24 protein-coding genes are annotated in these 26,360 nt (G+C 67.6%); 8 read left to right on the forward strand and 16 right to left on the reverse strand.

Translation table 11 applies throughout. The features are described 5' to 3' along the window. The first annotated feature begins 18 nt into the window (after nt 1-18). Complete coding sequence (locus Ga0080574_RS18205) at nt 19-750, forward strand: SDR family NAD(P)-dependent oxidoreductase (RefSeq protein ID WP_076702989.1); 732 nt, start codon at nt 19-21, stop codon at nt 748-750. A 285-nt stretch (nt 751-1,035) separates the two neighbouring features. On the opposite strand, the gene Ga0080574_RS18210 is transcribed toward Ga0080574_RS18205, so the two are convergent. Beyond that, the gene (locus Ga0080574_RS18210; protein WP_076702991.1) at nt 1,036-1,968 is read right to left on the reverse strand and encodes a 2-hydroxyacid dehydrogenase; all 933 of its coding nucleotides are present in this window, start codon (nt 1,966-1,968) and stop codon (nt 1,036-1,038) included. A 38-nt stretch (nt 1,969-2,006) separates the two neighbouring features. On the opposite strand from Ga0080574_RS18210, the gene Ga0080574_RS18215 reads away from it, so the two are divergent. Then, nucleotides 2,007-2,918, forward strand: a complete 912-nt coding sequence (locus Ga0080574_RS18215; RefSeq protein WP_076702994.1) for a LysR family transcriptional regulator — start codon at nt 2,007-2,009, stop codon at nt 2,916-2,918. On the opposite strand, the gene Ga0080574_RS18220 is transcribed toward Ga0080574_RS18215, so the two are convergent. The 13 genes from Ga0080574_RS18220 to Ga0080574_RS18280 all read right to left on the reverse strand — a co-directional run bounded on the left by Ga0080574_RS18220 (nt 2,919) and on the right by Ga0080574_RS18280 (nt 18,598). Beyond that, a complete protein-coding gene (locus tag Ga0080574_RS18220) occupies nt 2,919-3,596 on the reverse strand; it encodes an RraA family protein (protein WP_076702997.1) in 678 nt (225 codons plus the stop codon). A gap of 9 nt (nt 3,597-3,605) precedes the next feature. Beyond that, a complete protein-coding gene (locus Ga0080574_RS18225; RefSeq protein WP_076702999.1) occupies nt 3,606-4,892 on the reverse strand; it encodes a TRAP transporter large permease in 1,287 nt (428 codons plus the stop codon). 3 nt (nt 4,893-4,895) lie between these two features. Beyond that, a complete protein-coding gene (locus Ga0080574_RS18230) occupies nt 4,896-5,441 on the reverse strand; it encodes a TRAP transporter small permease (RefSeq protein WP_076703002.1) in 546 nt (181 codons plus the stop codon). 14 nt (nt 5,442-5,455) lie between these two features. Then, nucleotides 5,456-6,457, reverse strand: a complete 1,002-nt coding sequence (locus Ga0080574_RS18235) for a TRAP transporter substrate-binding protein (RefSeq protein ID WP_076703004.1) — start codon at nt 6,455-6,457, stop codon at nt 5,456-5,458. A gap of 57 nt (nt 6,458-6,514) precedes the next feature. After that, nucleotides 6,515-7,324: a creatininase family protein gene (locus tag Ga0080574_RS18240; protein ID WP_076703006.1), complete on the reverse strand. Its 810-nt coding sequence runs from the start codon at nt 7,322-7,324 to the stop codon at nt 6,515-6,517. Nucleotides 7,325-7,438: 114 nt separating this feature from the next. Next, on the reverse strand, nt 7,439-8,752 hold the full coding sequence (locus Ga0080574_RS18245; RefSeq protein WP_076703008.1) for an NAD(P)/FAD-dependent oxidoreductase: 1,314 nt from the start codon (nt 8,750-8,752) through the stop codon (nt 7,439-7,441). Between the two features lies 1 nt (nt 8,753). Continuing rightward, nucleotides 8,754-9,473: an SDR family NAD(P)-dependent oxidoreductase gene (locus Ga0080574_RS18250; RefSeq protein WP_076703010.1), complete on the reverse strand. Its 720-nt coding sequence runs from the start codon at nt 9,471-9,473 to the stop codon at nt 8,754-8,756. Further along, nucleotides 9,470-10,477, reverse strand: a complete 1,008-nt coding sequence (locus Ga0080574_RS18255; protein ID WP_076703012.1) for an ABC transporter ATP-binding protein — start codon at nt 10,475-10,477, stop codon at nt 9,470-9,472. Before Ga0080574_RS18255 ends, Ga0080574_RS18250 begins: the two co-directional genes overlap by 4 nt. Continuing rightward, nucleotides 10,474-12,318 (reverse strand): dipeptide/oligopeptide/nickel ABC transporter permease/ATP-binding protein, encoded by a 1,845-nt coding sequence (locus tag Ga0080574_RS18260; RefSeq protein ID WP_237219280.1) that lies wholly within the window; start codon nt 12,316-12,318, stop codon nt 10,474-10,476. Before Ga0080574_RS18260 ends, Ga0080574_RS18255 begins: the two co-directional genes overlap by 4 nt. Nucleotides 12,319-12,326: 8 nt before the next feature. Continuing rightward, the gene (locus Ga0080574_RS18265; RefSeq protein ID WP_076703016.1) at nt 12,327-13,286 is read right to left on the reverse strand and encodes an ABC transporter permease; all 960 of its coding nucleotides are present in this window, start codon (nt 13,284-13,286) and stop codon (nt 12,327-12,329) included. Between the two features lie 10 nt (nt 13,287-13,296). Further along, the gene (locus Ga0080574_RS18270) at nt 13,297-14,826 is read right to left on the reverse strand and encodes an ABC transporter substrate-binding protein (protein WP_076703018.1); all 1,530 of its coding nucleotides are present in this window, start codon (nt 14,824-14,826) and stop codon (nt 13,297-13,299) included. Nucleotides 14,827-14,891: 65 nt separating this feature from the next. Further along, the gene (locus tag Ga0080574_RS18275) at nt 14,892-16,502 is read right to left on the reverse strand and encodes a hydantoinase B/oxoprolinase family protein (RefSeq protein WP_076703020.1); all 1,611 of its coding nucleotides are present in this window, start codon (nt 16,500-16,502) and stop codon (nt 14,892-14,894) included. Continuing rightward, nucleotides 16,499-18,598, reverse strand: a complete 2,100-nt coding sequence (locus Ga0080574_RS18280) for a hydantoinase/oxoprolinase family protein (protein ID WP_076703022.1) — start codon at nt 18,596-18,598, stop codon at nt 16,499-16,501. The genes Ga0080574_RS18275 and Ga0080574_RS18280 overlap by 4 nt, the downstream gene beginning before the upstream one ends. Before the next feature lie 116 nt (nt 18,599-18,714). Here Ga0080574_RS18280 and Ga0080574_RS18285 point away from each other — a divergent pair, with 116 nt between their 5' ends. Further along, nucleotides 18,715-19,401, forward strand: a complete 687-nt coding sequence (locus Ga0080574_RS18285; protein ID WP_076703024.1) for a GntR family transcriptional regulator — start codon at nt 18,715-18,717, stop codon at nt 19,399-19,401. Nucleotides 19,402-19,649: 248 nt separating this feature from the next. On the opposite strand, the gene Ga0080574_RS26695 is transcribed toward Ga0080574_RS18285, so the two are convergent. Together Ga0080574_RS26695 and Ga0080574_RS26700 are read right to left on the reverse strand one after the other, a co-directional pair. Beyond that, on the reverse strand, nt 19,650-20,141 hold the full coding sequence (locus Ga0080574_RS26695) for a permease (RefSeq protein WP_076703026.1): 492 nt from the start codon (nt 20,139-20,141) through the stop codon (nt 19,650-19,652). Next, the gene (locus Ga0080574_RS26700) at nt 20,138-20,686 is read right to left on the reverse strand and encodes a permease (RefSeq protein WP_076703028.1); all 549 of its coding nucleotides are present in this window, start codon (nt 20,684-20,686) and stop codon (nt 20,138-20,140) included. The genes Ga0080574_RS26695 and Ga0080574_RS26700 overlap by 4 nt, the downstream gene beginning before the upstream one ends. Before the next feature lie 275 nt (nt 20,687-20,961). Between Ga0080574_RS26700 and Ga0080574_RS18300 the strand changes: the two genes are divergently transcribed. The 5 genes from Ga0080574_RS18300 (at nt 20,962) to Ga0080574_RS18320 (ending at nt 26,357) form a co-directional block, all read left to right on the forward strand. Continuing rightward, nucleotides 20,962-22,542: an ABC transporter substrate-binding protein gene (locus tag Ga0080574_RS18300; protein ID WP_076703030.1), complete on the forward strand. Its 1,581-nt coding sequence runs from the start codon at nt 20,962-20,964 to the stop codon at nt 22,540-22,542. 62 nt (nt 22,543-22,604) lie between these two features. Further along, the gene (locus Ga0080574_RS18305; protein WP_076703032.1) at nt 22,605-23,594 is read left to right on the forward strand and encodes an ABC transporter ATP-binding protein; all 990 of its coding nucleotides are present in this window, start codon (nt 22,605-22,607) and stop codon (nt 23,592-23,594) included. Continuing rightward, nucleotides 23,591-24,550: an ABC transporter ATP-binding protein gene (locus tag Ga0080574_RS18310; RefSeq protein ID WP_076703034.1), complete on the forward strand. Its 960-nt coding sequence runs from the start codon at nt 23,591-23,593 to the stop codon at nt 24,548-24,550. Before Ga0080574_RS18305 ends, Ga0080574_RS18310 begins: the two co-directional genes overlap by 4 nt. Continuing rightward, on the forward strand, nt 24,547-25,476 hold the full coding sequence (locus Ga0080574_RS18315) for an ABC transporter permease (protein WP_076703036.1): 930 nt from the start codon (nt 24,547-24,549) through the stop codon (nt 25,474-25,476). The genes Ga0080574_RS18310 and Ga0080574_RS18315 overlap by 4 nt, the downstream gene beginning before the upstream one ends. Continuing rightward, complete coding sequence (locus Ga0080574_RS18320) at nt 25,473-26,357, forward strand: ABC transporter permease (RefSeq protein ID WP_083716887.1); 885 nt, start codon at nt 25,473-25,475, stop codon at nt 26,355-26,357. Before Ga0080574_RS18315 ends, Ga0080574_RS18320 begins: the two co-directional genes overlap by 4 nt. Nucleotides 26,358-26,360 lie beyond the last annotated feature (3 nt).

Below are 26,360 nucleotides of genomic sequence, written 5' to 3' on the forward strand. Positions count from 1 at the left end.
GGAAACGGAGAGGCATCCATGAGGCAGAAGACATTGCTGCTGACGGGGGCGAGCCGGGGCATCGGCCATGCCACCGTCAAGGTCTTTCAGGCCGCCGGCTGGCGGGTGCTGACCGTGTCGCGCACCGCTTTCGATGCGCGCTGCCCCTGGCATGCGGGGCGCACCGATCACTTTCAGGGCGATCTCTCGGACCCGGCGAGCCGCGCCGATCTGGTGGCGCAGGTGCGCGAGAGCCTCGGGCAGAGCGGGCTGCATGCCATCGTCAACAATGCCGGGGTCTCGCCCAAGGGTGCGGATGGCGAACGGCTGGGGGTGGCCGAGAGCTCGGATGCCGTCTGGCAGCATGTGCTGGCGGTGAACCTGATGGGGCCGGCGGCGCTGATGCGCGACCTGCTGCCCGAGCTCGAACGCGGGCAGGGGGCGGTGGTCAATGTGGGCTCGATTGTCGGCTCGCGGGTGCACCCGTTCGCGGGCGCGGCCTATGCCTGTTCCAAGGCGGCGCTGGCGGCACTGACCCGCGAGGCGGCTGGCGAGCTGGGGCCGCGCGGGGTGCGGGTGAACATGGTGACGCCGGGGGAGATCGAGACCGAGATCCTGTCGCCGGGCACCGAGGATATGACCCGGATCATCCCGCTGCGGCGGCTGGGCCAGCCCGACGAGGTGGCGCGGGTGGTGCTGTTCCTCTGCTCGGACGAGGCGTCTTATGTGAACGGCGCTTCCATCGACGTGAATGGCGGGCAGCATGTGTGAGGGTGGGGGCGGGACGCGTCTCCTCCCCTTGAGCGTATAATGGCAGAGACGGACCTTTCCGCTTGCGGAGGAACGCAAACGGTAGCTGCGTCATCGCCGGCCCGCGGGATGGCGAACGACATGGGGAGCCTCTCGATTTATCCCGGCCAAATCCGAAAGACCTCGACACTTTGCGCTGATGTCACCACATCGCCAGCCCGGTGGGGCAGGCCGGCGATGGCGCGGCGGCTTCGCCTTGATTCCGCGCCGGGGCAACGCTCGGATGTCACGTCGGGGAGGGGGGCCTCAATACCCCCGCGCGGCATCCGCCAGATCGCCGCAGGTGCCGGTCTCCTCGAAGGCCTTGAGGTTCGCCGCGATCAGCCGTCCGCCGGTGCCCGCGTCGATCTGCGAGGCCACATGCGGGGTCACGGTGATCGACGGATGGCTCCAGAACGGATTGTCGGCGGGCAGCGGTTCCTGATGGAACACATCCAGCGTCGCCTGCTTGATCTGCCCGCTCTCCAGCGCCGCCAGCAGATCCGCATCCACCAGATGCGGGCCGCGCGCGCAGTTGATCACGCAGGCGCCCGGCGCCAGCTTGGCAAAAAGATCCGCGTTCAGGATGCCGCGCGTCTGATCGGTGAGCGGCAGCAGGTTCACCAGGATCTCGCAGCCGTCGAGAAACGCGTCCATCTCGCCCGTGCCGGTGAAACAGCTCACACCGTCGAGATCCTTGGCCGATTTCGACCAGCCGCGGGTGTCGAAGCCCAGCCCGGCCAGCGTCTGCGCCGCCGCGGCGCCGAGATTGCCGAGCCCCATCACGCCCACCACACGGTTCGGCGCCACCGGCACCACGATGGCGTGCCAGTCGCTCTCTGCCTGCGCCTGCAACTGGCGCGGCATGTCGCGGTGATGGCGCAGCACATGCAGCGCCACGTATTCGCGCATCCGTTGCGTCAGATCCTTGCCCACGGTGCGGATGATCGGCACGCCCTCGGGCAGCTCGGCATCGGCGAGCACATGGTCGATGCCCGCGCCGATGGAAACGATGGCCTTGAGGTTGGGGAACCCCGCCAGATCGCCGGTGCGCGGGCGCCAGACCACGCCATAGGTGACCGCCCCGGGGTCGATCTCGTCATGCATCGAGACCACGTCCCAGCCGGGCAGCAGCCCTTGCAGCATCTCCACCCACCACTGGGTCTTTTCGGCGAGGGGAAGGTAGACGGCGACGGTCATGTTGGCTCCTTGGGATCGTGTGTCATTGAGGGGATAGGATGAATTTCAAGCAACTCGAAGCGTTTTACTGGCTGAGCCAGTTCGGCAATTACCGGCAGACGGCGGAATATCTGGGCCTCACCCAGCCCGCCGTCTCGGCGCGTATCCAGTCGCTGGAGAAGGATCTCGGCAAGACCCTGATCGACCGCGAGGCACAGGCCTTTGCGCTCACCGATCAGGGGCTGGAGGTGGCGGAATTCGCGGTGCAGTTCCTGAACCTGCGCGAGGCGATGATGGGCCGCTTGCAGGACAAGCGCAAACGCCGGCTGACCGTGGGGCTCGCCGGCATGGCGGCGCTGACCTGGGGGCCGCTTCTGCGCGACGCGGTGGCGGCGGCGGATCCTGATCTGCTGCTCGACATCTATTCCGGATCGGATCTGCAACTGCGCCGCTTTGTCGAGGCGGGCACGCTGGACGCGGCCTTTACCGCCAGCGGCGACCGCGCGCCCGGCGCGGATTTCTCGGTGCGCTACGAGGTCGGCTGGGTGGCGCGGCCGGATGTGATCGACGGCCAGAGCCTGCCGATGAGCGCCGACGATCTGCGCGCGCTGCCGCTGGTGCTCTATCCAAAGACTTCGCCGCTGTTCAATCCGGTGGCGGAATATGTCGCCGACATGCGCGACCGTCCGGCGCCGCGCCATTACGGCAATGCGCTCGCGACGATCTGCGAGCTGGTACGGCTGGGCTATGGCGCCTCGGCGCTGGCGCTGACCGCGCTGGAACCCGACATCGCGGCGGGCGATGTGGTCGAGATCGCGACCACCGAGCCGCTGCCGCCGCTCAATGTGGCCTGCACCCATGTCAACCGCGCCCGGCGCAAGCAGGTGGGCGCGGTGCTGGATCTGGCGCGCGAGGCGGCGCAGAGCTGGTGCGCGGAACATGGGCGCTACGCCTCCTTTCACGAGCTGTGATCAGCTTTCGGTCTTGGCCTCAACCATCTTGGTCGCGCCGGACATCGCGCCCAGATGGGTGCCGCCGGTGATCTTGGCCTCGTTGACCAGACCGCGCTCGGTCTTCAGCTCGCCCTCGGCCAGCACGGCGTCGAGATCCTCGGGCGCGATGAAGAGCACGCCGCTTTCATCCGCCAGCACCGCATAGCCCGGCAGCACCGCCGCGCCGCCAATGCTCACCGGCACGTTGAAGCCGCCGCCGGTGTTGTAGAGCCGGGTGGTGACGGGCGAGGGGCCGCGCGACCACATGGCGAAATCCTGTTCCTTGATCTCGGCGGTATCGGTATGCGGGCCGTCGACGCAGCCGCCCTCCAGCCCGATCATCGCGGCCATGCGGGTGACGCCGCCGCCCCAGCAGGCGTATTTCGTATCCCCCAGCCGGTCGACGGCGAGGAAATAGCCCGGCCCGCACTGGCTCAGGCAATGGTGCAGCAGGGTGGAATCGAGCCCCGGAATGGCCAGCGTCGCCACCGTGGCGGCCACCACCTTGCCCGGCAGCACCGGCTGGATGGCAGGGGCGGCAAAGCCGTAATGGTAGAAATGGCCGATCGTCGCGGTTTCGAGCTTGGCCAGACGGTCGAGCTTGTCCTGCGGGATCGGCGCGGGCATCGGGTTCAGCTTGTAGACAAGATTGGACATGGGTCTCTCTTAGTTTTGAGGTCCGAGGATGAGATCGGGGAGGAAGGTGACGGTCTGCGGCACATAGGTCAGCAGGATCAGCACCGCGAAGAGCGGCAGCAGCATCGGCAGCACCGCCATGGTGACCTTTTCAAAGCGCACGCGGCCGACCTCGGCCACGATGTAAAGGCCGATCCCCATGGGGGGCGTCGCGATGCCGATCAGCAGGCCAAGCTGCATGATGATGCCGAAATGCACCCGGTCGATGCCATAGGCGTCGATGAGCGGCAGCAGCGTCGGCACCAGGATCAGCTTGGCCGGCACGCCCTCGACCACGCAGCCGACGAGGACGATGAAGATCAACAGCAGCGCGAGGAAGACGTTTTCGCTTTCGGTGAGCGCAAAGGTCCAGTCGGCCAGTTTCTGTGGCGTCTGGTCGATGGCCAGCAGCCAGCCCATGGCGATGGAAAAGGCGATGATGATCATGATCACGGCGGTCATCATGGCGGTGTCGCTGAGCGCGCTGAAGAAGCTGCGGAAGGTCAGCTCGCGATACCAGATGCCGATGGCGATGCAGTAGAGGCAGGCCAGCACGCCCGCCTCGGTCGCGGTGACGAAACCGAACATGATGGAGCCGAGGATGATCGCCGGGGCGATCAGTGCCAGGAACCCGTGTTTCGCGGTGCCCGCCACCTCGCGCGCGGTGGCGCGGGGCTGTGTGGGGAACTCTTGAAACTGCGCGCGGATGCGCACGTAGAGCATCAGCGCCAGCCCCACGAGGATGCCGGGCACGAGGCCGGCAAGGAACATCCGTTCGATGCTCTGCTGGGCGAGGAAGGCATAGAGCACCAGCCCGATGGAGGGCGGGATCAGCGGCCCGATGACAGACGACGCCACGGTGATCGCGGCGGCGAAGTCGGGCTTGTAGCCGCGCTCGCGCATGGCCTTGATCTCGATGGCGCCGAGGCCGGCGCAATCCGCCACGGCGGCGCCGGAGATGCCGGCAAAGATCATCGAGGACAGGATGTTCACCTGCGCCAGCCCGGCTTTAAGGTGACCCACCAGCGCATTGGCAAAGGCAAAGATGCGCTCGGTCACGCCGGTGGCGTTCATCAGATTGCCCGCCATGATGAAGAAGGGCACGGCGGTGAGCGAGGCCTTGTTCACCCCCTCCAGCATCTGCTGCGGGATGATCTGTAGCGCGGTGGAGAAATCCGAGGTCAGGAAGGTCAGCACCGTCGCGGTGCCGATGGCGATGGAGATGGGCACGCGCAGCAGGATCAGCGCGATGAAGGTGCCGAAAAGAATCCACGCCATGGGTTACAGCTCCGGGTGGTGGGCGGTGACGTTCTCGGGCATTCCCGCGGCCAGCTTCGCGAGGTCGAGAAGGGCCGTCAGCGCCACGAGCAGGGTCGAGATGAAGAGCGGCAGAGAGAGCGCCAGCCGCGGCAGCTCGAACCCGCTGGGCAGGGTGGCGCCGTCATATATGCCCGTTGATGTCGCGATCACTTTCGGCACCTGCATCAGCAGCACCCCGGTGACGACCAGGGTCGCGGCATCCGAGACGATGCGGGTCACCAGCATGCCCGCCGGGCCGAGCCGCTCGGCCACGAAATCGACGCGCACATCCTTGAGCCGGGCATAGAGCGCGAAAAAGCCGAAGAAGCTGAGCCAGATGAAGAACACCATGGTCCAGGGCCACATCCAGTAGGGGGCCAGGCTCATCGGGCGCAGAATGATCGTCGCGGTGGTCAGGGCCAGCATCGCCAGCAGGCAGATGTTGGAGATCCACAGAAAGGCCCCGCCCAGTGTCCAGTTCAACCGGTCGATGCGGTTGAGGGCCCGCTGAAGCGGACCCTCTGGCATATATTCCTCTGGTGTCACTGCGAAACGGCCCGCGTCTCGTCGATGGTCTCCAGCAGCCCGTCGGGCAGTTCGCCGGCGGCGGCGCGCTCGTCGTAATAGGCCCGCATCGTCTCGACCAGCGGCGCGGTGTCGATAACGGTATAGGTGGCGCCGTCGGCCTCCATCCGCGCGATGCTTTCGTCTGCGACCGAGAACATCAGATCCTGCGACATCTCGCCGGCCTCGTCATAGGCCTTGAGCAGCCCGGCGCGGGTGTCCTCGTCGAGCGCGGTCAGCGCGTCGTCATTGACCATGAAGCCGATGGCCTGCCAGTACTCGTCCATCCGCGTGATATAGGGGGCGACCTCGTTGAAGCGCATGGATTCGACCAGCGCGATGGGCGAGTTCACCGCCTGCACAATGCCCTTGGAGATCGACTGGTGAACCTCGGTCCAGGGCAGGGTGATCACGTCGGCGCCGATGGCATCCCAGGTTTCGATGGCACTTTTGCTTTCATGCATCCGCAGCTTGAGGCCGTTATAGCCGTCGGCGGTTTCGATCGGCACATTCGACACGGTCACCCGGAACGGGCCGCGCAGAACGCGGGTCGGGTCGCCCAGCGGGCGCACGCCCGACTGCTCGGCGGCATTGTCGAACCAGCCTTTCACAAGGTCCGAGTTCATGAAGCGAACCCAGTGATCGTAATCGTCGAAGGCAAAGGCCGGGGTCGTCCAGTCGAGCGCCGGCTCCCATTTCTTCATGTAGCTGTAACCCTCGGCGTAGATCTGGATGATGTTCGCCTGAAGCTGCTCAAGAACGGCGTTCTCCTTGCCGAGCTGCTCGTTGGGATAGACGGTGATCTTGAGCTCGCCGCCGGTGTATTCCTCGGTCAGCTCGGCGAATTTCTCGAAGATCTGGCCTTCGGGGCTGTCCACCGGCATCTTGGTGGCCATTTTCCAGGTGGTTTCGGCCTGAGCCGCCTGGCCCAGGATGAGCGCGAGGCCGGTGGCGAGGCCGAGCAGGGTTTTCGTCTTCATGATGTGTCTCCTCTGTTGGGGGGAATGGCCGGTTTTCCGGCTCTGGTTTTGTGGATGTCAGTCGTGCAGGCCCTTGGCGACGTGATCGCGCACGAGGCCCGCGCCGATGGCGGCGAGGCGTTTCACCAGCACGTCGCCGGTTTCCGCCGAGCACAGGGTCGGGTCGCAGCCATAGGCGCCGGTCTCGGTCGCCTCCAGCGCCTCGATCGGCGCCTGGATCTTGGCGCCGTCATAGACGACGGAGGAAAACCCGCCGATCTTCATGCCCTTGATCTCGCTGCCGGTGGGCGCGGGCTTGACCAGATCGGTGCGGATCAGGTCGGGATAGAAATGCAGCCCCACCGAGGTCAGCGGGTCGCCGCCATGGCCCGAGCTCGCCTTGGCCTTCTCGGCACCAATGAGGCCCGGCAGCTCGCCATATGCCACCTGCCAGAGATACATGGACGGCACGAAGAGCCCGGCCTTCTGGCGCCAGCGCAGCGCCACCTCGGTGATCGCGGGGACGTTGCCGCCATGGCCGTTGACGATCATCAGCTTGCGGATGCCGTGGCGGTTCAGGCAGCCGAACATGTCGTCGAGAATGCCGCAGAGCGTGGCGTGGCTGATCGAGATGCCGCCATGGCTCGATTCGAAATAATCCTTGCCGCCAAAGGGGATGACGGGCGCAACGAAGGTAGCAACGCCGTCCGCGCGGGCGGCTTTGGCGATCTCCATCGCCATCAGGTCGGCGGCCATGTAATCGCCCATCGGCGCGTGGATGCCCTGATCTTCCAGCGACCCCATGGGCAGCAGCACCACCGCCTCCGAGGTGAGTTCCTGCCGCGCCTCTTCCGAGGTCAGTTCCGCGATCCGGATCTTGTCGATCATGGGCTCAGTTCCTTGTCTGTTATGGCTCGGGTTCGCCTCAGTGAAGCGGCCCGCGCCGGGGGCGTCCAATTCAATCGGTTTGCGGGGCGATAGAGGAAATTTGCCCCGCCTGTGTCATGCCGCCGCCCGCGCTGTGCTGAAGCGGTCCATGCGGAACGGCGCAGGGTCGACCAGCGGTGTCGCGCCGGTGGCAAGCTCCGCCGCGAGCTGGCCCGCCGCCGGGCCGAGGCCGAAGCCGTGGCCGGAAAACCCGGTGGCAAGCACCAGCCCGGGGAGCTGGTCTGCGGGGCCGATCACCGGCACCGCGTCGGGGGTCACGTCGATGATGCCGCCCCATTTTTGTGCAATCTCAGCGTCTCTGAAGACCGGAAAGGTCCGGGTCACCGCGCGCATCGCCTCGGCCAGCAGCCGCTCCTGCGGTTCGGGGTCGAGCACCCGGCAGCGTTCGAAGGGGGTGATCGCGTCATCGGCCCAGCGGCGCGGCGTCACCAGCCCGTCCCAGAGGCCCTGATCGAGGGTCAGCGCGAGCTCGCCGCGATGCTCGCGCAGGCCTTTGGCAAAGCGCGGCAGCAGGCGGAAACTGTCGGGCGTGATCTGCACCTTGGCGCGGCCCCGGCGTGAGATCGTGTAGCCGCCGTCGAGCCGGGGCCTGATGCCGAATTCGCCATTGCCGAGCGCATGCACCGGCCCGCCCGCCAGCGGCTTGGTGCGCAGAACCGAGCCGCGCACCCGCAGTTGCGGCAGATCCACCCCGAGATTGCCGAGAAACAGCCGCGACCAGGCGCCGCCGGCAAGCACCACCGCCTTGCAGCCGATGCGCCCGCGCTCGGTGATGACGCCCGAGACCGCGCCCGCCGCCGTCTCGATCCCGCGCACGGCGCAGTGGGTGAGGATCGCGGCGCCCTTGGCTCGCGCGCCTTTGGCGAGCGCGGGGGCGGCAAGCGCGGGCTCGGCCCGGCCATCGTCTTCGGTCAGCAGCCCGGCGCGCGCGGGCAGCGACGCGCCGGGAAAGCGCTCGGCCAGATCGGCGGGGCTGAGCCGTCTGGCGCCGATGCCGAACCGGTCGGCATCGCGCGAGACGCTCTCGATCCAGGTCATCTCGGCATCGGTATGGGCGGTGTAGACGATGCCGGTGCGCCGGAACCCGGTGTCATGGCCCAGCCGCTGCGCCAGCGTGTCCCAGATCCGCAGGCTTTCGATCCCCAGCGGGTATTCCGCCACGTCGCGCCCCATGCGCCGGACCCAGCCCCAGTTGCGGCTCGACTGTTCTCCGCCGATCCGGCCCTTTTCGATGAGCGCCACGCGGTGGCCCTGTTCGGCGGCCCAGAAGGCGGCAGCGGTGCCGATTATGCCGCCGCCGATCACGACCAGATCGACCGCGCGGGGGAGGGTCTCATCGCCTTCGACGGTCTCGACAAAGGGGCGCATGCTACATCCCCGGCTCATAGCGCCAGTTGACCAGCAGTTCCGAAACGCTGGCCGAATTGGGCAGGGTGACGACATCGGCGACCAGCCGGGCGAGGTCTTCGGGCTGGGTGATCTCGTGGCGCGGCAGGTGGTCGTGGCGCAGGGTCATGTCGGTGGCGACAAAGCTCGGGCAGACGGCGCAGGCGCGCAGGCCCTGATCCCAGCCGGCGCGTCGGGCGGCATGCGAGAGCGCCACGGCGGCGTGTTTGCTCATCTGATAGCCCGCGTTCAGCCCCAGCACACGCTTGCCCGAGAGCGAGGCGAGCACGATCACCCGCCCCGCGCCCGAGCGGCAAAGCGCCGGCAGCGCCGCGCGGGTCAGCCGGAAGGGCGCCTTGACGTTGACCGAGAGCAGCGCGTCGAGCATCTCTTCCATCTCATCGTCGGGCTGCGGCGGGTCGGGCATCAGCTCCAGCGGGCCGGAGATGCCGGCGCTGTTCACCAGCGCGTCGATGCGACCGAAATGCGTCTCCGTCGCCTCGGTGAAGCGTTTCGCATCGGCGGGTTCCGTTGCATCGTAGCGCACCACAAGCGGGTCATGCGGCGCCAGCGTCTCGGTCAGCGTCGCCGGGTCGCGCAGACCCAGCGCCAGCCGGTAGCCGCGCGCCGCAAGCGCCTCGGCAATCGCGGCGCCGATGCCGCGGCTGGCGCCGGTGATCATGGCGACGGGGGCGCCGGTCATGCCGCATCCTCCGCATTGACCGGCCCCGCCTTGATACAGGCGGCGCGCCAGCCGGTGCCGACCGGATCGAGCGCCGGCACTGCGGCGGCGCAGGCCTCTTCGGCGAGCGGGCAGCGGGTACGGAACGCACAGCCCGAGGGCGGGCTGGCGGGGCTCGGCAACTCGCCCTTCAGGATCCGCCCGGTATCGTCGCTGGGCTTCGGATGCAGCGAGGGCGTCGCCGCCAGCAGCGCGCGAGTATAGGGATGCGCGGGGCTGCCAAAGACCTGCTCGGCGGGGCCTTCCTCGACGATGCGGCCAAGATACATGACGGCGATGCGAGTGCAGAGATGGCGCACCACATGCAGGTCGTGGCTGATGAACAGCATCGCCAGATCGAGATCGCGGCGCAGATCCATCAGCAGGTTCACCACCTGCGCCTGGATCGACACGTCGAGCGCCGAGACCGGCTCGTCCGCCACGATGAAATCGGGCCGGGTCGAGAGCGCCCGCGCCACCGCGATGCGCTGGCGCTGGCCGCCGGAGAACTCATGCGGGCGGCGCTGCGCGGCGGAAGCGGGCAGGCCCACCTGTTCCAGCAGCCGCGCGACCTCTGCCCTGACCTCCGAGGCCGGCACGATCTTGTGGGTTTTCAGCCCGTCGGCGATCTGCGTGCCGATGGAACGGCGCGGGTCGAGCGAGCCGAAGGGATCCTGAAACACCATCTGCATCCGGCGCGAGAGCTGCCGCCGCTCGGCGCCGCCGAGCGTGCTCAGGTCGCGCCCGTCGAAGCTGACGCTGCCGGTGCTGGGCGTCTCCAGCCCCAGCATCATCCGGCCCAGCGTGGACTTGCCGCAGCCCGACTCGCCGACGATGCCGACGGTCTCGCCTCTGGCAATGCTCAGGCTGACGTCGCGCACCGCCCAGACATCGTGCTTCTGGCCCAGCAGGCCCTGGCGGGTGGGGTAGTTGCGGCCCAGCCGGTCGGCGATGACCAGCGGGGCAGTGGGGGTGTCGTGGATCATGTGACCTCCTCCCAGCGGAAGCAGCGGGTCAGGCGGGTGTCGCTCGGGTGGCTGCGCCGGGGCGCGCGCTGGGTGCAGAGCTGCGTGGCGTGATCGCAGCGCGGGGCAAAGCGGCAGCCGCTTGGCATCTTGTGCGGCGAGGGCACGGCGCCCGGTATCGCCACCAGCCGCTCGGCGCCGCCCTCGGGCACCGAGGCGATGAGCGCGGCGGTATAGGGGTGGCGGGGCCGGGCAAAGACCTCGGCGACCGGGCCTTCCTCGACCACCTCGCCGGCATACATCACCGTCACCCGGTCGGCGATCTCGGCCACCACGGCGAGGTCGTGGGTGACAAAGATCATCCCCATGCCCGGCGTGTCGCGCTTGAGCTGCGCGAAGAGCTGGAGGATCTGCGCCTGAATGGTCGGGTCGAGCGCGGTGGTCGGCTCGTCGGCGATGAGCAGGCGCGGGTTGTTGGCAATGGCCACCGCGATCATCGCGCGCTGGCGCTGCCCGCCGGACAGCTCGTGCGGATAGGCGCGGGCGCGGCGCTCGGGGTCGGGGATGCCGACATGGCGCAAGAGCTCGACCACCCGGGCCTGCATCGCGGCGCTGTCGAGCGCATGATGCACGCGGATCGCCTCGGCCACCTGATCGCCGATGCGCAGCACCGGGTTGAGGGCGGCGGCGGCATCCTGAAAGACCATGGAGATCTCGGTGCCGCGCAGGGCGCGGAACGCCTCTTCGTCGAGCTGGGCGAGGTCGATGGGCGCGCCCTCGCGCGGGGTGTAAAGCGCGGTGCCGCCGGTGACGCGCAGCGTGTCGGGCAGCAGCCCGGTCAGCGCCAGCCCGGTCAGCGTCTTGCCCGAGCCGCTCTCGCCGACCAGCGCCATGGTCTCGCCCGGGCGCACGCTCAGCGTCACGCGGCGCACCAGCTCCAGATCGTTGACGGCGATGGAGAGGCCTTCGATCTCCAGCAGCGGGGCATCGTCGCTGGCGGCGGGGCGCGTGGCGGGTTTCGATGCGCTGCGGGCGCGGGGGCGCAGCCAGAGCGCGCCGCCGGCGGTGACGCTGCGCGGGTCGAGCGCCGATTGCAGCCGGTCGCAGAGCAGGTTGAAGGTCAGGATCGTGCCCGCCAGCGCCAGCGACGGCCAGACCAGCAGCAGGGGCGCCACCTCCATCGCGCCGCGCGCGGCGCGGATCATCAGCCCCCAGGAGGGCGTGGGCGGCACCACGCCGAGCCCGAGAAACGACAGCCCGCTCTCGATCACCATGGCCGAGGCGACGACCAGCGAGGCCTGCACCAGCAGCGGCGGCAGCACATTGGGCAGGATGGTGCGGATCAGGATCACCAGCGGATGCGTGCCCATGGCGCGCTGCGCGGTGACGAAATCGAGGCCCCGCACCTGTTGCGTCGCGGCATAGACCACGCGGGCATAGTTGGGCGTGTAGAGGATGGTGAGTGCCAGGATCAGCGGCCAGGTGCCGGCGCCGAGGATGGTGACGACCAGCAGCGCCAGCAGCAGCGGCGGCAGGCAAAGGATGATCTCGGCGGCGCGCACGGTCAGCAGCTCGACCACGCCGCGGAAATAGCCGCCGAGCAGCCCCAGCGTCGTGCCGATCACGGCGGCGGCCAGCGCCGAGCCGAAGGCGATGAACAGCGAGGCGCGCCCGCCCCAGATCAGCCGCGCCAGCACGTCGCGGCCGAACTCGTCCTGCCCCAGCCAGTGCGCGGCGGAGGGGCCGGCAAAGCGGTGCGGGATGTCCATGCCGCGCACGTCGTCGAGCGGCAGCACCGGGGCGAGCAGCACCAGCGCCACGATCACCGTGGCGATGGCGCCGGGCAGGATCAGCCTGCGCATGGCCCGGCTCATGACGTCACCAGCGAGATGCGCGGGTCGAGCAGGGCGTTCACCACATCGACCACGAGGTTGAGAAAGACGAAGAGCACCGAGATCGTCATGACGATGCCGACCACCTCGGGATAATCGCGGGCATCGACGGCGGAGACGAGATAGCCCGAGAGGCCGGGCCAGTTGAACACGAATTCCACCAGCACCGTGCCGCCGATCAGCGTGCCCATTTCCAGCCCCAGCACGGTCAGCACCGGGATGAGCGCGTTGCGCACCACATGGCGGCGCAGGATCGGGCCGCGCGACAGGCCCTTGGCGCGGGCGGTTCGGACGTAATCGCGTTGCAGCACCTCCAGCACCGAGGCGCGGCTCATGCGGATGATCACCGCCAGCAGCGCCAGCGCCACGGTGCCGGCGGGCAGCAGCAGCAGCTTCAGATGCTCCAGCGGATCATCGGAAAAGTCGACAAAGCCGCCGGCGGGCAGCCATTTCAGTTGCTGCGCGAATATCAGGATCACCACCGAGCCGACAACGAAGACCGGGGTGGAGAGCGCGGCGGAGGCGAAGAAGGAGATCGCCGCATCCGCCTTGCCATCGGCGCGCACCGCCGCATAGCTGCCCAGCGGCACACCGATGCCGGTGGCGATGAGCGCGGCGGCGAGGATCACCTCCAGCGTGCGCGGCAGGCGCTGCGCAATCTGCCCGCTCACCGACGCGCCGTCGCGGAACGACGCGCCGAGATCGCCGGAGAGCACTCCGGCCATGTGGCTGAGATATTGCTGCCAGAGCGGCTCGTTCAGCCCCATCTTTTCGCGCAGGGCCGCCACCGCCGCCGGGTCGGCGGCAATGTTTCCCGTACTCAGCAGCAGCTCGGCCGGATCGCCCGGGATGAGATGCAGCAGCAGGAACACGACGGTGACGACGACCCAGACGAGGAACAGGGCCACCAGACTTCTCAGGGCAATATATCTCAGCATGGGTCTTCGATCAGCCGAGCATCGCGTCTTCCAGCGTGATGCCGGAATGGAAGGTCAGCTGTCCGGGGAGGTTGGCAAAACCCTCGACATTCGCGGCCATCCCGTAGCCCTGTTCGCGCCAGCAAAGGCCCATGATCGGCGCGGTTTCGATGGCGACCTTTTCGAGCTCCTTGTAGACCGCCTTGCGCTCCTCGGTGTCGAAGATTGTCCGGCCCTTGGCGAAAAGCTCCGAGATCTCGGGCGTTTCCAGACCGTAGCTGCGCGAATAGGCGCTTGCCAGCGAGCCGTCGATCACCGTGGCAAGACCGTCGGGATCGTTGTTGGCCGCGGCGGTGCCCATGACCGCGAGGTCGTAGGTGCCTTCGTTGCCCTTCTTCACCCGGGTCGACCATTCCGGCAGGTCCAGCGTCACGTTGATGCCGATCATCGACAGATAGGCCTGGCAGACCTCGGCGGTGGACTGGTGCATGCCATATTGCGCGGTCGACAGCATGGTACAGTCGAACCCGTCCGCATAGCCCGCCTCGGCCAGCAGGGCCTTGGCCTTTTCGGGATCGTAGTTCCACTCGTTGGCGAACTCGGGGTTGAAGAAGGCCGAGGCATCGGGAATCGGCAGATGCTCGAGCGGCGCGCCGCGCTCGTAGAACGCCGCCGCGGCGATGTCCTCGCGCTTGATGGCATGGCCGACGGCGCGGCGTACCAGCGGGTTGTCGAAGGGCGGCTTGCTGGCGTTGAAGGTCAGGTACATGAAAGGCCCGAAGGTGGTGTCGAGCTTCAGCGCCGGGTTGTCGCCGACCTGCGCCATGGCCTGCCACGGAACGTATTCCACAACGTCGACATCGCCCGCTTCGAGCGCCGCGATCCGCAGGTTCTCGTCGGCATAGACGATGGCCTCGATGCGCTCGACCTTGGGCAGACCCTCTTTGTAGTAGTCCGGATTGGCGGACACGGTGATCGAGACGCCGCGGTCGATGGACTCGACCTTGAACGGGCCCGCGCCCATCAGATCGTCGCGCGCGGAGCCCTTCTTGAGGATCGGCATGTTGTAGTTGGCGAACCATTCCGGCAGCACGGCCTGCGGCTCCGAGGTCATGAGAACCACGGTCTTGTCGTCCGGCGTCTCGACCGAGGTGATGGTGGCGAGCTGGTTCTGGAGATAGGCGGCGGAATCGGGCTTTTGCACTTCGGTGATGGTCCAGGCCACGTCCTCGGCGGTCACCGGGCTGCCGTCATGCCATTTCGCGTCGCGCAGGTTGAAGGTCCAGACGCCATCGTCGTCGACATCCCAGGACTCCGCCAGCTCGCCGCGTAGCGCGCCTTCCGCGTCGTAGCTGAGCAGGCCGCGGTGGCACATCACCTTGACGGTGCCGGCGGCGGTGCCGTTCGAGGCCCAGGCATCGAAGCTGGGCGGATAGGTCGAGAGTCCAAAGCGGAGCGTGCCGTCCTCCTGCGCGCGCAGGACCTTGGGGCCGAGGAAGCTCAGGGCGCCGGCGGCGCCGGTGGTGGCCAGAAAGCCGCGTCTGTTCAGTCGCGTGGTCATTGTCTTGTCTCCTTGTCGGTTGTGGCGGGCTCTTGTCGGCCCTTTTATGGGGTTGTTATGGTTTGTTATTCTGCTGCGATAGGCTGTTCGCCGGGATGCGTGGCGCGCTCTTCGGCGGGGCCGTAGCCGCCGCCGCCGGGGGTGACGACCTCCAGCCATTCGCCGGCGCGCAGCGTGCCGTAGCCGTTCTTGAAGGGGGCGCAGTCGGGGCTGGTGGCATAGCTGCCGGCGCCGCCGGGGCCGCCGCCCAGCAGCCCCCAGGAGCGCGACATGTTGCGCGACACGTCCACATGCACCATGCAATCCTCGGTGGCGCGGTAGACCCGCCGCAGCCCCATGCCGCCGCGCTGCCGGCCGCTGCCGCCCGAGCCGTCCACCAGCTCATAGCGTTCGAGGATCAGGGGATATTCTCCCTCCAGCGCTTCCACCGGCAGGTTCGAGGTGTTGGTGGCGTGCACATGGATGCCGTCGAGCCCGTCCGCGTTGGGCCGGGCGCCGCCACCGCCGCCGATGGTTTCGAGATAGACCCAGTAGCTGCCCGCATCCGGCCCGCTCTGCCGGGTGCCCGAGAACACCGCCACCGAACAGGCGGAGTTGGTGCAGGCCGAGACGCGCCCGGGCACCGCCTGTGCCAGCGCGCCGAGGATCAGATCGGCGACGCGCTGGCAGGTCTGAACCCGGCCATTGACTGCCGCCGGGTGCTTGCAGTTCACGATCGAGCCCTCGGGCGCGCGCACGGTGATCGGGCGGGCGAGCCCGGCATTGGGCAGCACCGTCGGGTCGATCACCGATTTCACGATGTAATAGACCGTCGCCAGCAGCGCCGTGCGGGTCATGTTGATCGGCGCGCGGATCTGCTCGGGCGCCTCGAAATCGAGCGCCAGTTCCTCGCCCGCCACGGTCACGGTCACCGCGAAGGGGATGGGCGTGTCGAAATCGAGATTGTCGAACACATCCTCAAAGCGCCAGCTGCCATCGGGCAGGGCGGCAATGCCCGCCCGCATCTTGCGCTCGGCGTAATCCAGCAGCGCCTCACCCGAGGCCAGCACGGTCTCGGCGCCGTGGCGCGCGCACAGCTCCTGAAAGCGCTGCACGCCGACGCGGTTCGCCGCCATCTGCGCGCGCAGGTCCGACAGCCGCTCGCGCGGCACCTGGCAGTTGAGCAGGATCAGCTCCTGCACGTCCTTTTGCAGCGCGCCCGCGCGGTAAAGCCGGATCGGCGGAATCCGCAGCCCTTCCTGATAGATATGCGCATGCGCCCGGTCGACGAAATCGGAATGGTGGGCGAGGTTCACCGTCCAGGCGACGAGCGCGCCGTCGACAAAGATCGGCTCTGCCAGCACGATATCGGGCAGGTGGGTGCCGCCGCCGCGATAGGCGTCATTTCCGACGAACACGTCGCCGGGGCGAAGGTCGGCCTCGTCGTGATCCCTCAGCAGCATCGGAATGAAGTCGAGGAAACTGCCCAGGTGGATCGGAATATGTTCCGCCTGACACAGCGTGCGCCCCTGCCGGTCGAAGAGCGCCGTCGAACAGTCGCGCCGCTCCTTGATATTGGTGGAATAGGAGGCACGGACGAGGGCCTCGCCGGTCTCCTCCACGATGGAGGAAAGCGCGGCGCCGATGACCTCGACCGTGATCGGGTCGAGCGCGTGAGTGGTGGCTTGAGCGGTCATCGGGGAAGCTCCAGAATGAGGTTGTCGATGGTGTCCACGCTGGCGCTCACCCCGGGCGGGATCAGCGTCGTGGTGTCCATCTGCTCGACAATGGCGGGGCCGGCAAAGCGCATGCCCGGGGCGAGCCGGTCGCGGGCATAAAGCGTCGTCTCGGTGAAACTGCCGGTTTCGGGATACCAGACCTCGCGGCTGCCGATGATCGCACCGGAAGCGTCCGTATTGCCGGGCGCGCGCTCGGGCAGTTCGGCCTTTTGCACCAGCCCCATGGCCTCGGCGCGGAAGGTGACGCAGAGGATGCGCTCTTCGGGCACGTCGAAGCCGTACATGCGCTTATGCGCCTCGGCGAAGCCCTCCTTCAGGGCCGCCAGCGTCGCTTCGGTCACCGGGCCGTCGGGCAGGGGAATGGAGAGTTCGTAATTCTGCCCGTCATAGCGCATGTCGATGCGGCGGGTGATCCGGCGCTTGTCGGTCGGGATCGCCTCGGTCTCGAACCAGCCGGCGGCCTCGGCCTCGACCCGCGCCATGGTGTCGGCGATCACGTCGAGATTGCCCGCCTCCAGCGAGGTCAGCCTTGTGGCGGAGAAATCGGCGCGCAGATCGGTGAGCAGCAGCCCCATGGCGCAGAGGATGCCGGGGTTGCGCGGCACGATCACGGTGGACATGCCCAGCTCCTGCGCCAGCCGCACGGCGTGCAAGGGGCCCGCGCCGCCAAAGGCCATCAGCGCGTAATTGCGCGGGTCGTGGCCGCGCTGGACCGAGATCACCCGGATCGCCTTGGCCATGTTCGCGGTCACCACCGAGATGATGCCCTGCGCCACGTCCATACTCTGCATGCCCAGGGTTTTCGCCATCTTCTCAATGGCCTCCACGGCGAGGTTGCGGTGAACCTTCATCCGCCCGTCGAGGATCTCCACCGGGTTCAGCACCTGAAGCACGATATTGGCATCGGTCACCGTGGGTTCGCTCGCACCGCGCCCGTAGCAGACCGGGCCGGGATCGGCGCCGGCGCTTTCCGGCCCGACCTTGAGCAGCCCGCCGCTGTCGATGGAGGCGATGGAGCCGCCGCCGGCGCCCACGGTGTGGATGTCGAGCATCGGCGCCTTGATCGGATAGCCATGCACGGTGCTTTCATTGGTCTGCGTGGTCTCGCCCCCCGCCATCAGCGCCACGTCGGACGAGGTGCCGCCCATGTCGAAGGTGATGATGTCGTCAAAGCCCGCCCGCGCGCCGATGGCCTGCGCCGCCACCACGCCGGTGGAGGGGCCGGAGAGCACCGCGCGCACCGGCGTCTCGGCGGCCACCTCAAAGCGCACGACGCCGCCGTTCGACTGCGTCAGATGCGGCGCGACGGGCAGGCCCAGCTCTTCCAGCCGGGGCGTCAGTCGCGAGATGTAGCGGTGCATGATCGGCCCGAGATAGGCGTTGACCGTGGCGGTCGAAAGCCGTTCGAACTCGCGGAATTCCGGCGCGATCTCGTGGCTGGCACAGAGGAAGGCGCCGGGCATTTCCTCGGCCACGATGCGTCTGGCGGCCTGCTCATGCGCGGGGTTCACAAAGGCATAAAGAAAGCAGATCGCCACCGCCTCGACCCCCGCCGCCTTCATCGCGCGGGCGGCCTCGCGCACTGCCTCCTCGTCGAGCGGGACCGAGACCTCGCCGGTGCGCAGCATCCGCTCGGGCAGCTCGAAGCGCAGGGCGCGGGGCACCAGCGTGCGCGGTTTTTCGGCAAAGAGATCATAGAGATCGGGGCGTTTCTGCCGGCCGATCTCCAGCAGGTCGCGAAAGCCGCCGGTGGTCAGCAGGCCGACCTTTGCGCCGCGATGGGTGATAAGCGCATTGGTCGCCACCGTGGTGCCATGGCCGAGATAGGCGATGGCCGCCGCCGGGTCGTCCCCGCCGCCGGCGCGCTCGCGCATGCCTTCCTCGACCCCCTGGGCGATGCCGCGCGACGGGTCGTCGGGGGTGGAGGACACCTTCCACACCGCGATCTCGCCGCTGGCCTCGTTGAACATGCAGACATCGGTGAAGGTGCCGCCCGAATCCACCCCGACGCGCCAGGTGCCGTTCGGCCCGAAACCCTGCGATCCATCCATCATCGGTGCTGTGTCCTTTTAACGTCTACTTCGTGTATACAATAAAGAAGGGGTGATTCTGTCGAGTCCGAGATGACCGGAAAGGTGATCTGTTGCGGCAAAAGGTATTGAGGCGGTGAATGAATAATCTTTCCGGTGCGCATTCCATTCCGGCTGGTGCTGCGGCGGCGGAGAAGCCGCCCTCGGCACGCGAGCGGGCCTATCAGGGCATCCGCGCGCATATCCTCACCGGCGCCTTTCCACCCGGCAGTTTCATCGAGGAGGCGGCGGCCTGCGAGGTCACCGGCGTGTCGCGCTCGCCAGTGCGCGAGGCGCTGAACCGGCTGGCCGCCGAAGGCTATCTGGAGCTGCACCCGCGCCGCGGCGCCATGGTCCGCCCGCTTTCCGCCGCCGAACTGCGCGATCTGCACGAGGTGCGGGTGATGGTGGAAACCCATGCGGTGCGCCGCATCTGCCGCGACCGCCGCCCGCTGCCCGACGCGCTGACCGAGCTGTGCGAACTGCACGAGGCGACCTCGGCGGCGGATCTGCTGGCCTGCGCCGAGATCAACCGGCTGTTCCATCAGACGCTGGTCGCGGCAGCGGGCAACACCGTGCTGGTGCAGGTCTTTGACGGGTTGCAGGCGCCGCTCTTGCGGGTGGCCATGCTGTCGCTGCAACAGGGCGTCGGCAAGACCGAGATCATCGAGGCGGAGCATCGCGAGATGATCGACGCGCTCGCCGCCCATGACGAGGCGCGGGCGATGGATGTGGTGCTGCGTCACCTGAACCTCATGCCGCGCCTCACGGCGGCGCTGCCCGGCTGAGGGGCGTGGCGAGAGCGGGGATGTGGCGGCAAAACGCATGGTGCGGATACGGGCTCCGGTGGCTCAGCGGCGGCGATGAGGCCACCCTGTCCGCGAAGTGAGGCAAGTTCGGCGCTCTGCGTCCAATTCAAAAGATTTTTGGCGCGTGAGAAATTTCTTATCTGCCCTGTCTCACGGGAGTGTTGCGGCGACGGTGCCGGCTGTGCGTTGCGCGGAGTGCCCGGAGATCGGGCACGGCGCGCGCCGGATCACTGCGCAAGGCTGGCGATGAGCCCCAGCAGGATCGGCGCGGGCAGCGAGATCATCACCCGCAGCAGGGTGAAGCGGCGGCCCATCAGCGGCACCTCGTAGCTGAGCGTCCGCACCATGGAGACCAGCGACCACGAGGTGACATAGGCCACCAGCGCCCCCGCGCCGGCACCGGCCTTGAGCGCCGAGGCGCCGATGGCGAAGGCCACAAACGGCCCGCCCGGTGTCAGCACACCGAAACCGGTGGCGAGCAGGATGCCCGACACCCCCGATTGCGCGCTGAGCCAGCGCTGCACGAAAGCTTCCGGCAGGAGCGCCGCAAGAAACCCCGCGCCGATCAGTCCCACCGCCAGGCGCGGCAGCATGAAGAGAAAGGTCTCGCCGGCGCGGCGGTAAAGCTCCGGACGCGCCTCGGGCGCGGTACGGTGCAGGTGGCGGACGGCCCAGAACGCCGCGCCCCAGATCAGGATCGTGCCGATCAGGATATTCATGACGCGCGCCGCCTTGCCCGGTGCCGCACCGCCGCACGCAGCGCCAGCCCCAGCACGATGGGCACCGGCAGGCTCAGGAGCACCCGCAGCAGCACCAGATCGGCGGGCAGGAAGGTCAGCTCCCAGACGATGGTTCGGTTGAGCCCCAGCAGGATCCAGCCGGTCACCATCGCCACGCCCGCCGCCAGATCGGCGCCCGCCGTCATCAGCCCGGCGGTCAGCGGAAAGGTCACTGCCGGCCCGCCCGGGATCACCGCGCCGGCGGTGGCGGCGATGGCGAGCCCGCGCACGCCGCTTTCCGGGCCCACATGGTGCAGCACCTTGTCCTTGGGCAACACCAACGCCAGTGCCGTGGCCAGTAGCACGCCCGCCGCGATCTTGGGCATCAGCAGCGCCGCGAGCCCCAGATCCGAGAGCAGGATCTCGCGGAACGCCTCCCATCCCTGGGTGACCAGCACGCCGGCCCCGCTGGCCAGTGCGATGGCCAGAATGAAGAAAAAGCCGCTGTCAAAGAGGCGGCGCCGGGGGCGGGGATCGTCTGTCATGAAGCCGGAAAGACTGTGAAAGATGCGCGCAGACTATCGCCGGCGCGGCAGCGGGCGCCAGAGCGGACTGCTCCGGATCTCTGTGGAAAAAACATACGGATGAATTTGCCCACCGGTTAAGCGATTGAATTCTCAGGTAGTGGCTTCCCGGGCGTCATCAAGACGAAACAATCGGGACGCAAAGAATTCGCCAAACTGAAATCGCGCGGAGTCATTCGGACGACAGGGAGGGGCGCAAGGGGCGATGCCAGCCCCGATCCAACCGGAGATTCCCGATGTTGAAACGCCTCAAGACACTCCTGGCGGCGACCGCGCTGTCGCTGACGGCGGCTTTGCCCGCCGCGGCGCAGGACGACCGTCCCGATCTCACCGTCGCGGTGAACAACCTGCCGGGCAGCCTCGAAAGCATCGAAGAGATGGGCAACGTCGCCGTGCGCATCTCCTATTCGATGTTCGACAGCCTGATCCGCCGCGATTTCCTCGCCGACGGTTCGGGCACCGCCTCGAAACTCGTGCCGGGCCTCGCCGAAAGCTGGGAGCGCATCGACGACCGCACGCTGGAGCTGAAGCTGCGCGAGGGCGTGACCTTCCATGACGGCTCAGAGCTCACCTCGGACGATGTGGTGTTCTCGTTCAATGCCGGGCGCGGCCATGGCTACGACCCGCTGATCGGCGCCGCCAAGCGCTTTATGCTCACCGTCAGCCATATCGAGCCGGTGGACAAATACACCGTGCGCGTCGTCTCGAAAGAGCCCGATGTGCTGCTGGAGCAGCGCCTCGCGGGCTATGCCTTCTGGGTGGTCGAGAACAAGAGCTACATGACCATGGGCAAGGACGCCTTTGCCCGCAATCCCGTCGGCACCGGCCCATACAAGATGGAGGAATGGGTCGATGGCGAATATATCCGCCTCGTCTCGCATGACGATTATTTCGGCGGCAAGCCCACCGCGAAATCGGTGACCTTCGTGCAGGTGCCGGAAGTCTCGGCGCGCATCGCGGGGCTCGTCTCGGGCGAATACGACATCGCCGTGAACATCCCGCCGGACCAGATCCCGGTGATCGAGGGCTATGACGACCTCAAGGTCGAACAGATCGTGCTCGACAACACCCATATGCTGGTCTTCTTCAATGACGGTCCGACCGCGCATAAGGAAGTGCGTCAGGCGCTGAGCCTCGCCATCGACCGCGACCTGCTGCGCGAGGCGCTCTGGGGCGGCAAGAACTACACCCCGAACGGCCACCAGCTGCCCTCTTACGTGATGTATATCGAGGACTACCCGGCCTTCGACTACAACCCCGAGAAGGCGCGCCAGATCCTTGCCGAGTGCGATTGCTACAATGGCGAGGAAATCATCTACAAGCTGCCGCTGAACTATTACCTGCTGTCGCTGGAAGCGGCGCAGGCGATGCAACAGATGTGGCGCGAGGTCGGGCTGAACGTGACGCTTCAGCCGGTCGAGAACTGGTCGCAGGTCAACGATCCCGACCAGACCGTGAATATCCGCCCCTGGTCCAACACCCACCGTCTTCCCGACCCGACCGGCTCTTTCGTGCCGCAATGGGGCAAGGAAAGCTGGGTGCAGAAGAACAAGGAAGACGCAAGCCGCAGCTGGCAGGCGCCCGCCGCGTTCAACGCGCTTCAGGACACCATCACCACCTCGACCGACTGGGACGAGCGCAAGGCGGCCTATCGCGAAGCGCTGGATATCTGGACCGACGAGGCGCCGGGCACGATGCTCTACAACCCGCTGGAAACCTATGCGCTGCGCAAGGACATCGGATGGAAGCCCTACGGCCTCTATTACATGGACCTGCGCCCCTACAATCTGACTATTGGCGACGCTCCCAACAACTGAGCCTTGCCCCTCCCGGCGCGCCTTTGCGCGCCGGGGTTTTCGCTATTTCCCGAAAGTCCGAAATGCTGTTTTCCGCCGAAAACCTCTCGGTCGAGATCGACCGTCCCCGCCGCGATCCCGTGCGCCCGGTGCGTGGGGTGAGCTTTTCCCTCGATGCCGGCATGACGCTGGCGCTGGTGGGAGAATCCGGCTGCGGCAAGTCGATGACCTGCCTTGCCATCGCGGGGCTTCTGCCCAAGCGCGGCCGGATCTCCGGCGGGGCGCTGAAGCTCGACGGGCAGGATCTTTGCGCGCTGCCCGAGAAAGAGGCGCAGGCGCTGCGCCGCCGCCAGTTGTCGAGCGTCTTCCAGGATGCCACCGGCGGGCTCAACCCGGTGCGCAGCATCGGCTGGCAGGTGGCCGAGGCCGTGCGTCTGCGCAAGGGCGCAACGCGGAAGGAGGCCGAGGCCGAGGCGGTGCGCCTGCTGGGCCGCGTGGGTCTGCCGGACCCGGAGCGCCGGGCGCGCGAATTTCCGCATCAGTTTTCCGGCGGCATGAACCAGCGCGCCATGATCGCGCTCGCCATCGCCGGCAACCCGCGGCTGCTGATCGCCGACGAGGCGACCACGGCGCTGGACGTGACGCTTCAGGCGCAGATCCTCGATCTGATCGCCGATCTGCGCACCAGCCTCGGCATGGGGGTGATTTTTGTCACCCACGATCTGGGGCTTGTGGCGCAGACCGCTGACCGTGTGGCGGTGATGTATGCGGGCCGCATCGCCGAACGCGCCGATGTGGCCGATCTCTTTGCCACGCCGCGCCACCCCTACGCCCACGGGCTGCTGTCCTCGCTGCCCGAGCGGCAGGCGCAGGGCGGGCGGCTCGCAACCATCCCCGGCACCGTGCCGCCCATCGATGCGCTGCCCGGCGGCTGCGCCTTTGCGCCGCGCTGCCCGCGCGCCAGCGACCGTTGCAGACAGGACCTGCCCGAGCTGGCGCTCGGCGCCGCCTGCCATCATCCGCTGCCGCCCGAGCGCGCCGTGGCGACGATCCGTGAAAGAGAATTCTCATGACGGCCCTTCTGCGCGCAGAGGATCTGCGCAAATCCTATCAGGTGGGGCGGGGCGGTCTCTTTCGCCGCGCCCGCCGTTTCAACGCTGTCGACGGAGTGTCGCTGACGCTGAACAAGGGCGAGACGCTGGGGGTCGTCGGCGAGTCGGGCTGCGGCAAGTCGACCCTGTCGCGGCTGGTGCTGGGGCTCAGCCCGCATGACAGCGGCGAGGTCACCTTCGACGGCGCGCCGCTGCCCCGGGAGGGCAGCGACGACTGGCGCCATCTGCGCCGCCGCATGCAGCTCGTTTATCAGGATGCCGCCGGCGCGCTCGATCCGCGCCAGAGCATCGGCACCCAGATCGCCGAGCCGCTGAAGATCCACAACCTGCCCCCCGAGCGTGCCGAACAGGCGCTGGCCGATGTCGGCCTGCCACCGGCCATGGCGGCGCGCCATCCGCATGAGCTGTCGGGCGGCCAGCTTCAGCGCGTGGTGATCGCGCGCGCGCTGACGCTGGAGCCGGAGCTCATGGTGATGGACGAGCCGGTCTCGGCGCTCGACGTGTCGATCCAGGCGCAGATCGTCAACCTGATCCGGGATCTCCAGCAGGCGCGCGGCATGGCCTATCTCTTTGTCAGCCATGACCTCTCTGTCGTCCACCACATCGCCGACCGGGTGGCGGTGATGTATCTCGGTCAGGTGGTCGAGGAGGCGCCGAAAGCGGCGTTCTATGCCCGCGCGCTGCATCCCTATTCGAAGGCGCTGCTTGCCGCCGTACCGGTGCCCGATCCCGCCACGCGGGGCCGCGCCGCGCCGCGCATCGGCGATCCGCCCAACCCCGCCGCCCCGCCGCCCGGCTGCCGCTTTCACCCGCGCTGCCCGCACGCCACCGAGCGCTGCCGGATCGAGGCGCCGGAGCTGCGCGATTTCGGTCCCCGCCGCGCCGCCTGCCACCGCATCGAGGAGCTGAGCCAATGACCTGGATCCTGCTGAAACTCCTGCGCGCGCTCATCACGATGTTGCTGGTGCTGACCTTCGTCTTCTTCGTGCTGCGCCTCTCGGGCGACCCGACGACGGTGCTGCTGCCCGACGATGTGGATCAGGCGACGCGCGATTTCTACCGCGCCAAATGGGGGCTCGATGCGCCGCTCTGGGAGCAGTATACCAGCTATCTGCAAGCGCTGCTGCACGGCGATTTCGGCATCTCCTTCCGCAACAATATCGACGCCTTTCAGGTGGTCTGGGACCGGGTGCCCAAGACCGCGCTGCTGGGCGCCACCGCCATCGCCATCGCGCTGCTGATCGGCATGCCGCTGGGGGTGCTGGCCGCCGTCTACCGCGAAAGCTGGTTCGACCGGGGGGTGATGAGCGTCGCCGTCTTCGGCTTTTCCATGCCGAATTTCTTTCTCGGCATCCTGCTCATCCTGGTGTTTTCGCTGAAGCTCCGGGTGCTGCCCTCGTCGGGATCGGGAAGCTGGGCGCATCTCATCATGCCCGCCGCGACGCTGGGCACCGGCTTTGCCGCGCAGATCGCCCGTTACACACGCTCTTCGATGATCGAGGTGCTGTCGAAACCCTATATGCGCACCGCGCGCTCCAAGGGCGCGGGGCTGGCGCGGCGGGTGAGCCTGCACGCGCTGCCCAATGCCTCGGTGCCGGTGGTGACGATCCTCGGTATCAAGGTGGGCGAGATGCTGGGCTGGGCGGTGGTGACCGAGACGGTCTTTGCCTGGCCGGGCATCGGGCGGCTGCTGACCAGCGCCGTGGCCTCGCGCGATCTGGCCGTGGTGCAATGCATCATGATCCTGCTCGCCTTCACCATGGTGGCGGCGAATATGGTGGTGGATCTGGTCTATGGCTGGCTCGACCCAAGGGTCCGCGTCGGCGCGAGGGCACAGGCATGAGCGCGCTCGACCGCCCCGCGCTGCCCGCCCGCCGCTGGCCTCTGCCTGCCTTCGCCACGCTGCCCGTCGCGGTGTGGATCGCCCTCGGGATCATGGCGCTCATGCTGTTCGTCACCGTGTTTGCGCAGGTGATCCAGCCCTATGCCTTCGATCATGTGGACCTGATGAACCGCATGACCCCGCCGGTGCCGCTGAGCGGCGCCACATGGGCGCATCCGATGGGCACCGACACGCTGGGCCGCGATCTCTTTTCGCGGCTGCTGGTGGCGGCGCAGACCTCCATGCTGCTGTCGCTCCTCGGCACCTGCCTCGGCGCGGTGATGGGGATTTCGCTGGGCTTCCTCGCCGCCCACAAGGGCGGGCTCTGGGACGAGGTCATCATGGCGCTGGTGGATTTTCAGGCCGCCATGCCCTGGTTCATCATCGCGCTCGCCATCCTCGCCTTCATGGGCAATTCCATGGTGGTTTTCATCGCCATCATGGGGCTTTACGGCTGGGAGAGCTATGCCCGCATCACCCGTGGTCTCGTGCTGAGCGCCCGCGAGCAGGGCTATGCGCTCGCCGTGCGCGGGCTCGGCGCAAAGCCGCGCCGGGTCTATCTGCACCACATCCTGCCCAATATCGCCGGGCCGCTGATCGTGCAGCTCACGATCAACTTTCCCAGCACCATCCTCTTCGAGACCTCGCTGAGCTTTCTCGGCCTCGGCATCCGCCCGCCGATGACCTCGCTCGGCCAGATGCTGGGGGAGGGGCGCGACTACCTGATCAACGCATGGTGGCTCGCGGTCATCCCCGGGATGGTGATCTTTCTCACAACGCTCAGCATGTCCGTCCTCGGCGACTGGCTGCGCGTGAAACTCGACCCCTCGCTGGAGACCTGACCC

It is taken from the genome of Salipiger abyssi (genome assembly GCF_001975705.1).
In the GTDB taxonomy this organism is placed as follows: domain Bacteria; phylum Pseudomonadota; class Alphaproteobacteria; order Rhodobacterales; family Rhodobacteraceae; genus Salipiger; species Salipiger abyssi.

Coding starts and splice junctions, on each gene's coding strand:
- Ga0080574_RS18205 (WP_076702989.1), top strand. CDS start 19: ATGAGGCAGAAGACATTGCTGCTGACGGGGGCGAGCCGGGGCATCGGC.
- Ga0080574_RS18210 (WP_076702991.1), bottom strand. CDS start 1,968: ATGACCGTCGCCGTCTACCTTCCCCTCGCCGAAAAGACCCAGTGGTGG.
- Ga0080574_RS18215 (WP_076702994.1), top strand. CDS start 2,007: ATGAATTTCAAGCAACTCGAAGCGTTTTACTGGCTGAGCCAGTTCGGC.
- Ga0080574_RS18220 (WP_076702997.1), bottom strand. CDS start 3,596: ATGTCCAATCTTGTCTACAAGCTGAACCCGATGCCCGCGCCGATCCCG.
- Ga0080574_RS18225 (WP_076702999.1), bottom strand. CDS start 4,892: ATGGCGTGGATTCTTTTCGGCACCTTCATCGCGCTGATCCTGCTGCGC.
- Ga0080574_RS18230 (WP_076703002.1), bottom strand. CDS start 5,441: ATGCCAGAGGGTCCGCTTCAGCGGGCCCTCAACCGCATCGACCGGTTG.
- Ga0080574_RS18235 (WP_076703004.1), bottom strand. CDS start 6,457: ATGAAGACGAAAACCCTGCTCGGCCTCGCCACCGGCCTCGCGCTCATC.
- Ga0080574_RS18240 (WP_076703006.1), bottom strand. CDS start 7,324: ATGATCGACAAGATCCGGATCGCGGAACTGACCTCGGAAGAGGCGCGG.
- Ga0080574_RS18245 (WP_076703008.1), bottom strand. CDS start 8,752: ATGCGCCCCTTTGTCGAGACCGTCGAAGGCGATGAGACCCTCCCCCGC.
- Ga0080574_RS18250 (WP_076703010.1), bottom strand. CDS start 9,473: ATGACCGGCGCCCCCGTCGCCATGATCACCGGCGCCAGCCGCGGCATC.
- Ga0080574_RS18255 (WP_076703012.1), bottom strand. CDS start 10,477: ATGATCCACGACACCCCCACTGCCCCGCTGGTCATCGCCGACCGGCTG.
- Ga0080574_RS18260 (WP_237219280.1), bottom strand. CDS start 12,318: ATGCGCAGGCTGATCCTGCCCGGCGCCATCGCCACGGTGATCGTGGCG.
- Ga0080574_RS18265 (WP_076703016.1), bottom strand. CDS start 13,286: ATGCTGAGATATATTGCCCTGAGAAGTCTGGTGGCCCTGTTCCTCGTC.
- Ga0080574_RS18270 (WP_076703018.1), bottom strand. CDS start 14,826: ATGACCACGCGACTGAACAGACGCGGCTTTCTGGCCACCACCGGCGCC.
- Ga0080574_RS18275 (WP_076703020.1), bottom strand. CDS start 16,502: ATGACCGCTCAAGCCACCACTCACGCGCTCGACCCGATCACGGTCGAG.
- Ga0080574_RS18280 (WP_076703022.1), bottom strand. CDS start 18,598: ATGATGGATGGATCGCAGGGTTTCGGGCCGAACGGCACCTGGCGCGTC.
- Ga0080574_RS18285 (WP_076703024.1), top strand. CDS start 18,715: ATGAATAATCTTTCCGGTGCGCATTCCATTCCGGCTGGTGCTGCGGCG.
- Ga0080574_RS26695 (WP_076703026.1), bottom strand. CDS start 20,141: ATGAATATCCTGATCGGCACGATCCTGATCTGGGGCGCGGCGTTCTGG.
- Ga0080574_RS26700 (WP_076703028.1), bottom strand. CDS start 20,686: ATGACAGACGATCCCCGCCCCCGGCGCCGCCTCTTTGACAGCGGCTTT.
- Ga0080574_RS18300 (WP_076703030.1), top strand. CDS start 20,962: ATGTTGAAACGCCTCAAGACACTCCTGGCGGCGACCGCGCTGTCGCTG.
- Ga0080574_RS18305 (WP_076703032.1), top strand. CDS start 22,605: ATGCTGTTTTCCGCCGAAAACCTCTCGGTCGAGATCGACCGTCCCCGC.
- Ga0080574_RS18310 (WP_076703034.1), top strand. CDS start 23,591: ATGACGGCCCTTCTGCGCGCAGAGGATCTGCGCAAATCCTATCAGGTG.
- Ga0080574_RS18315 (WP_076703036.1), top strand. CDS start 24,547: ATGACCTGGATCCTGCTGAAACTCCTGCGCGCGCTCATCACGATGTTG.
- Ga0080574_RS18320 (WP_083716887.1), top strand. CDS start 25,473: ATGAGCGCGCTCGACCGCCCCGCGCTGCCCGCCCGCCGCTGGCCTCTG.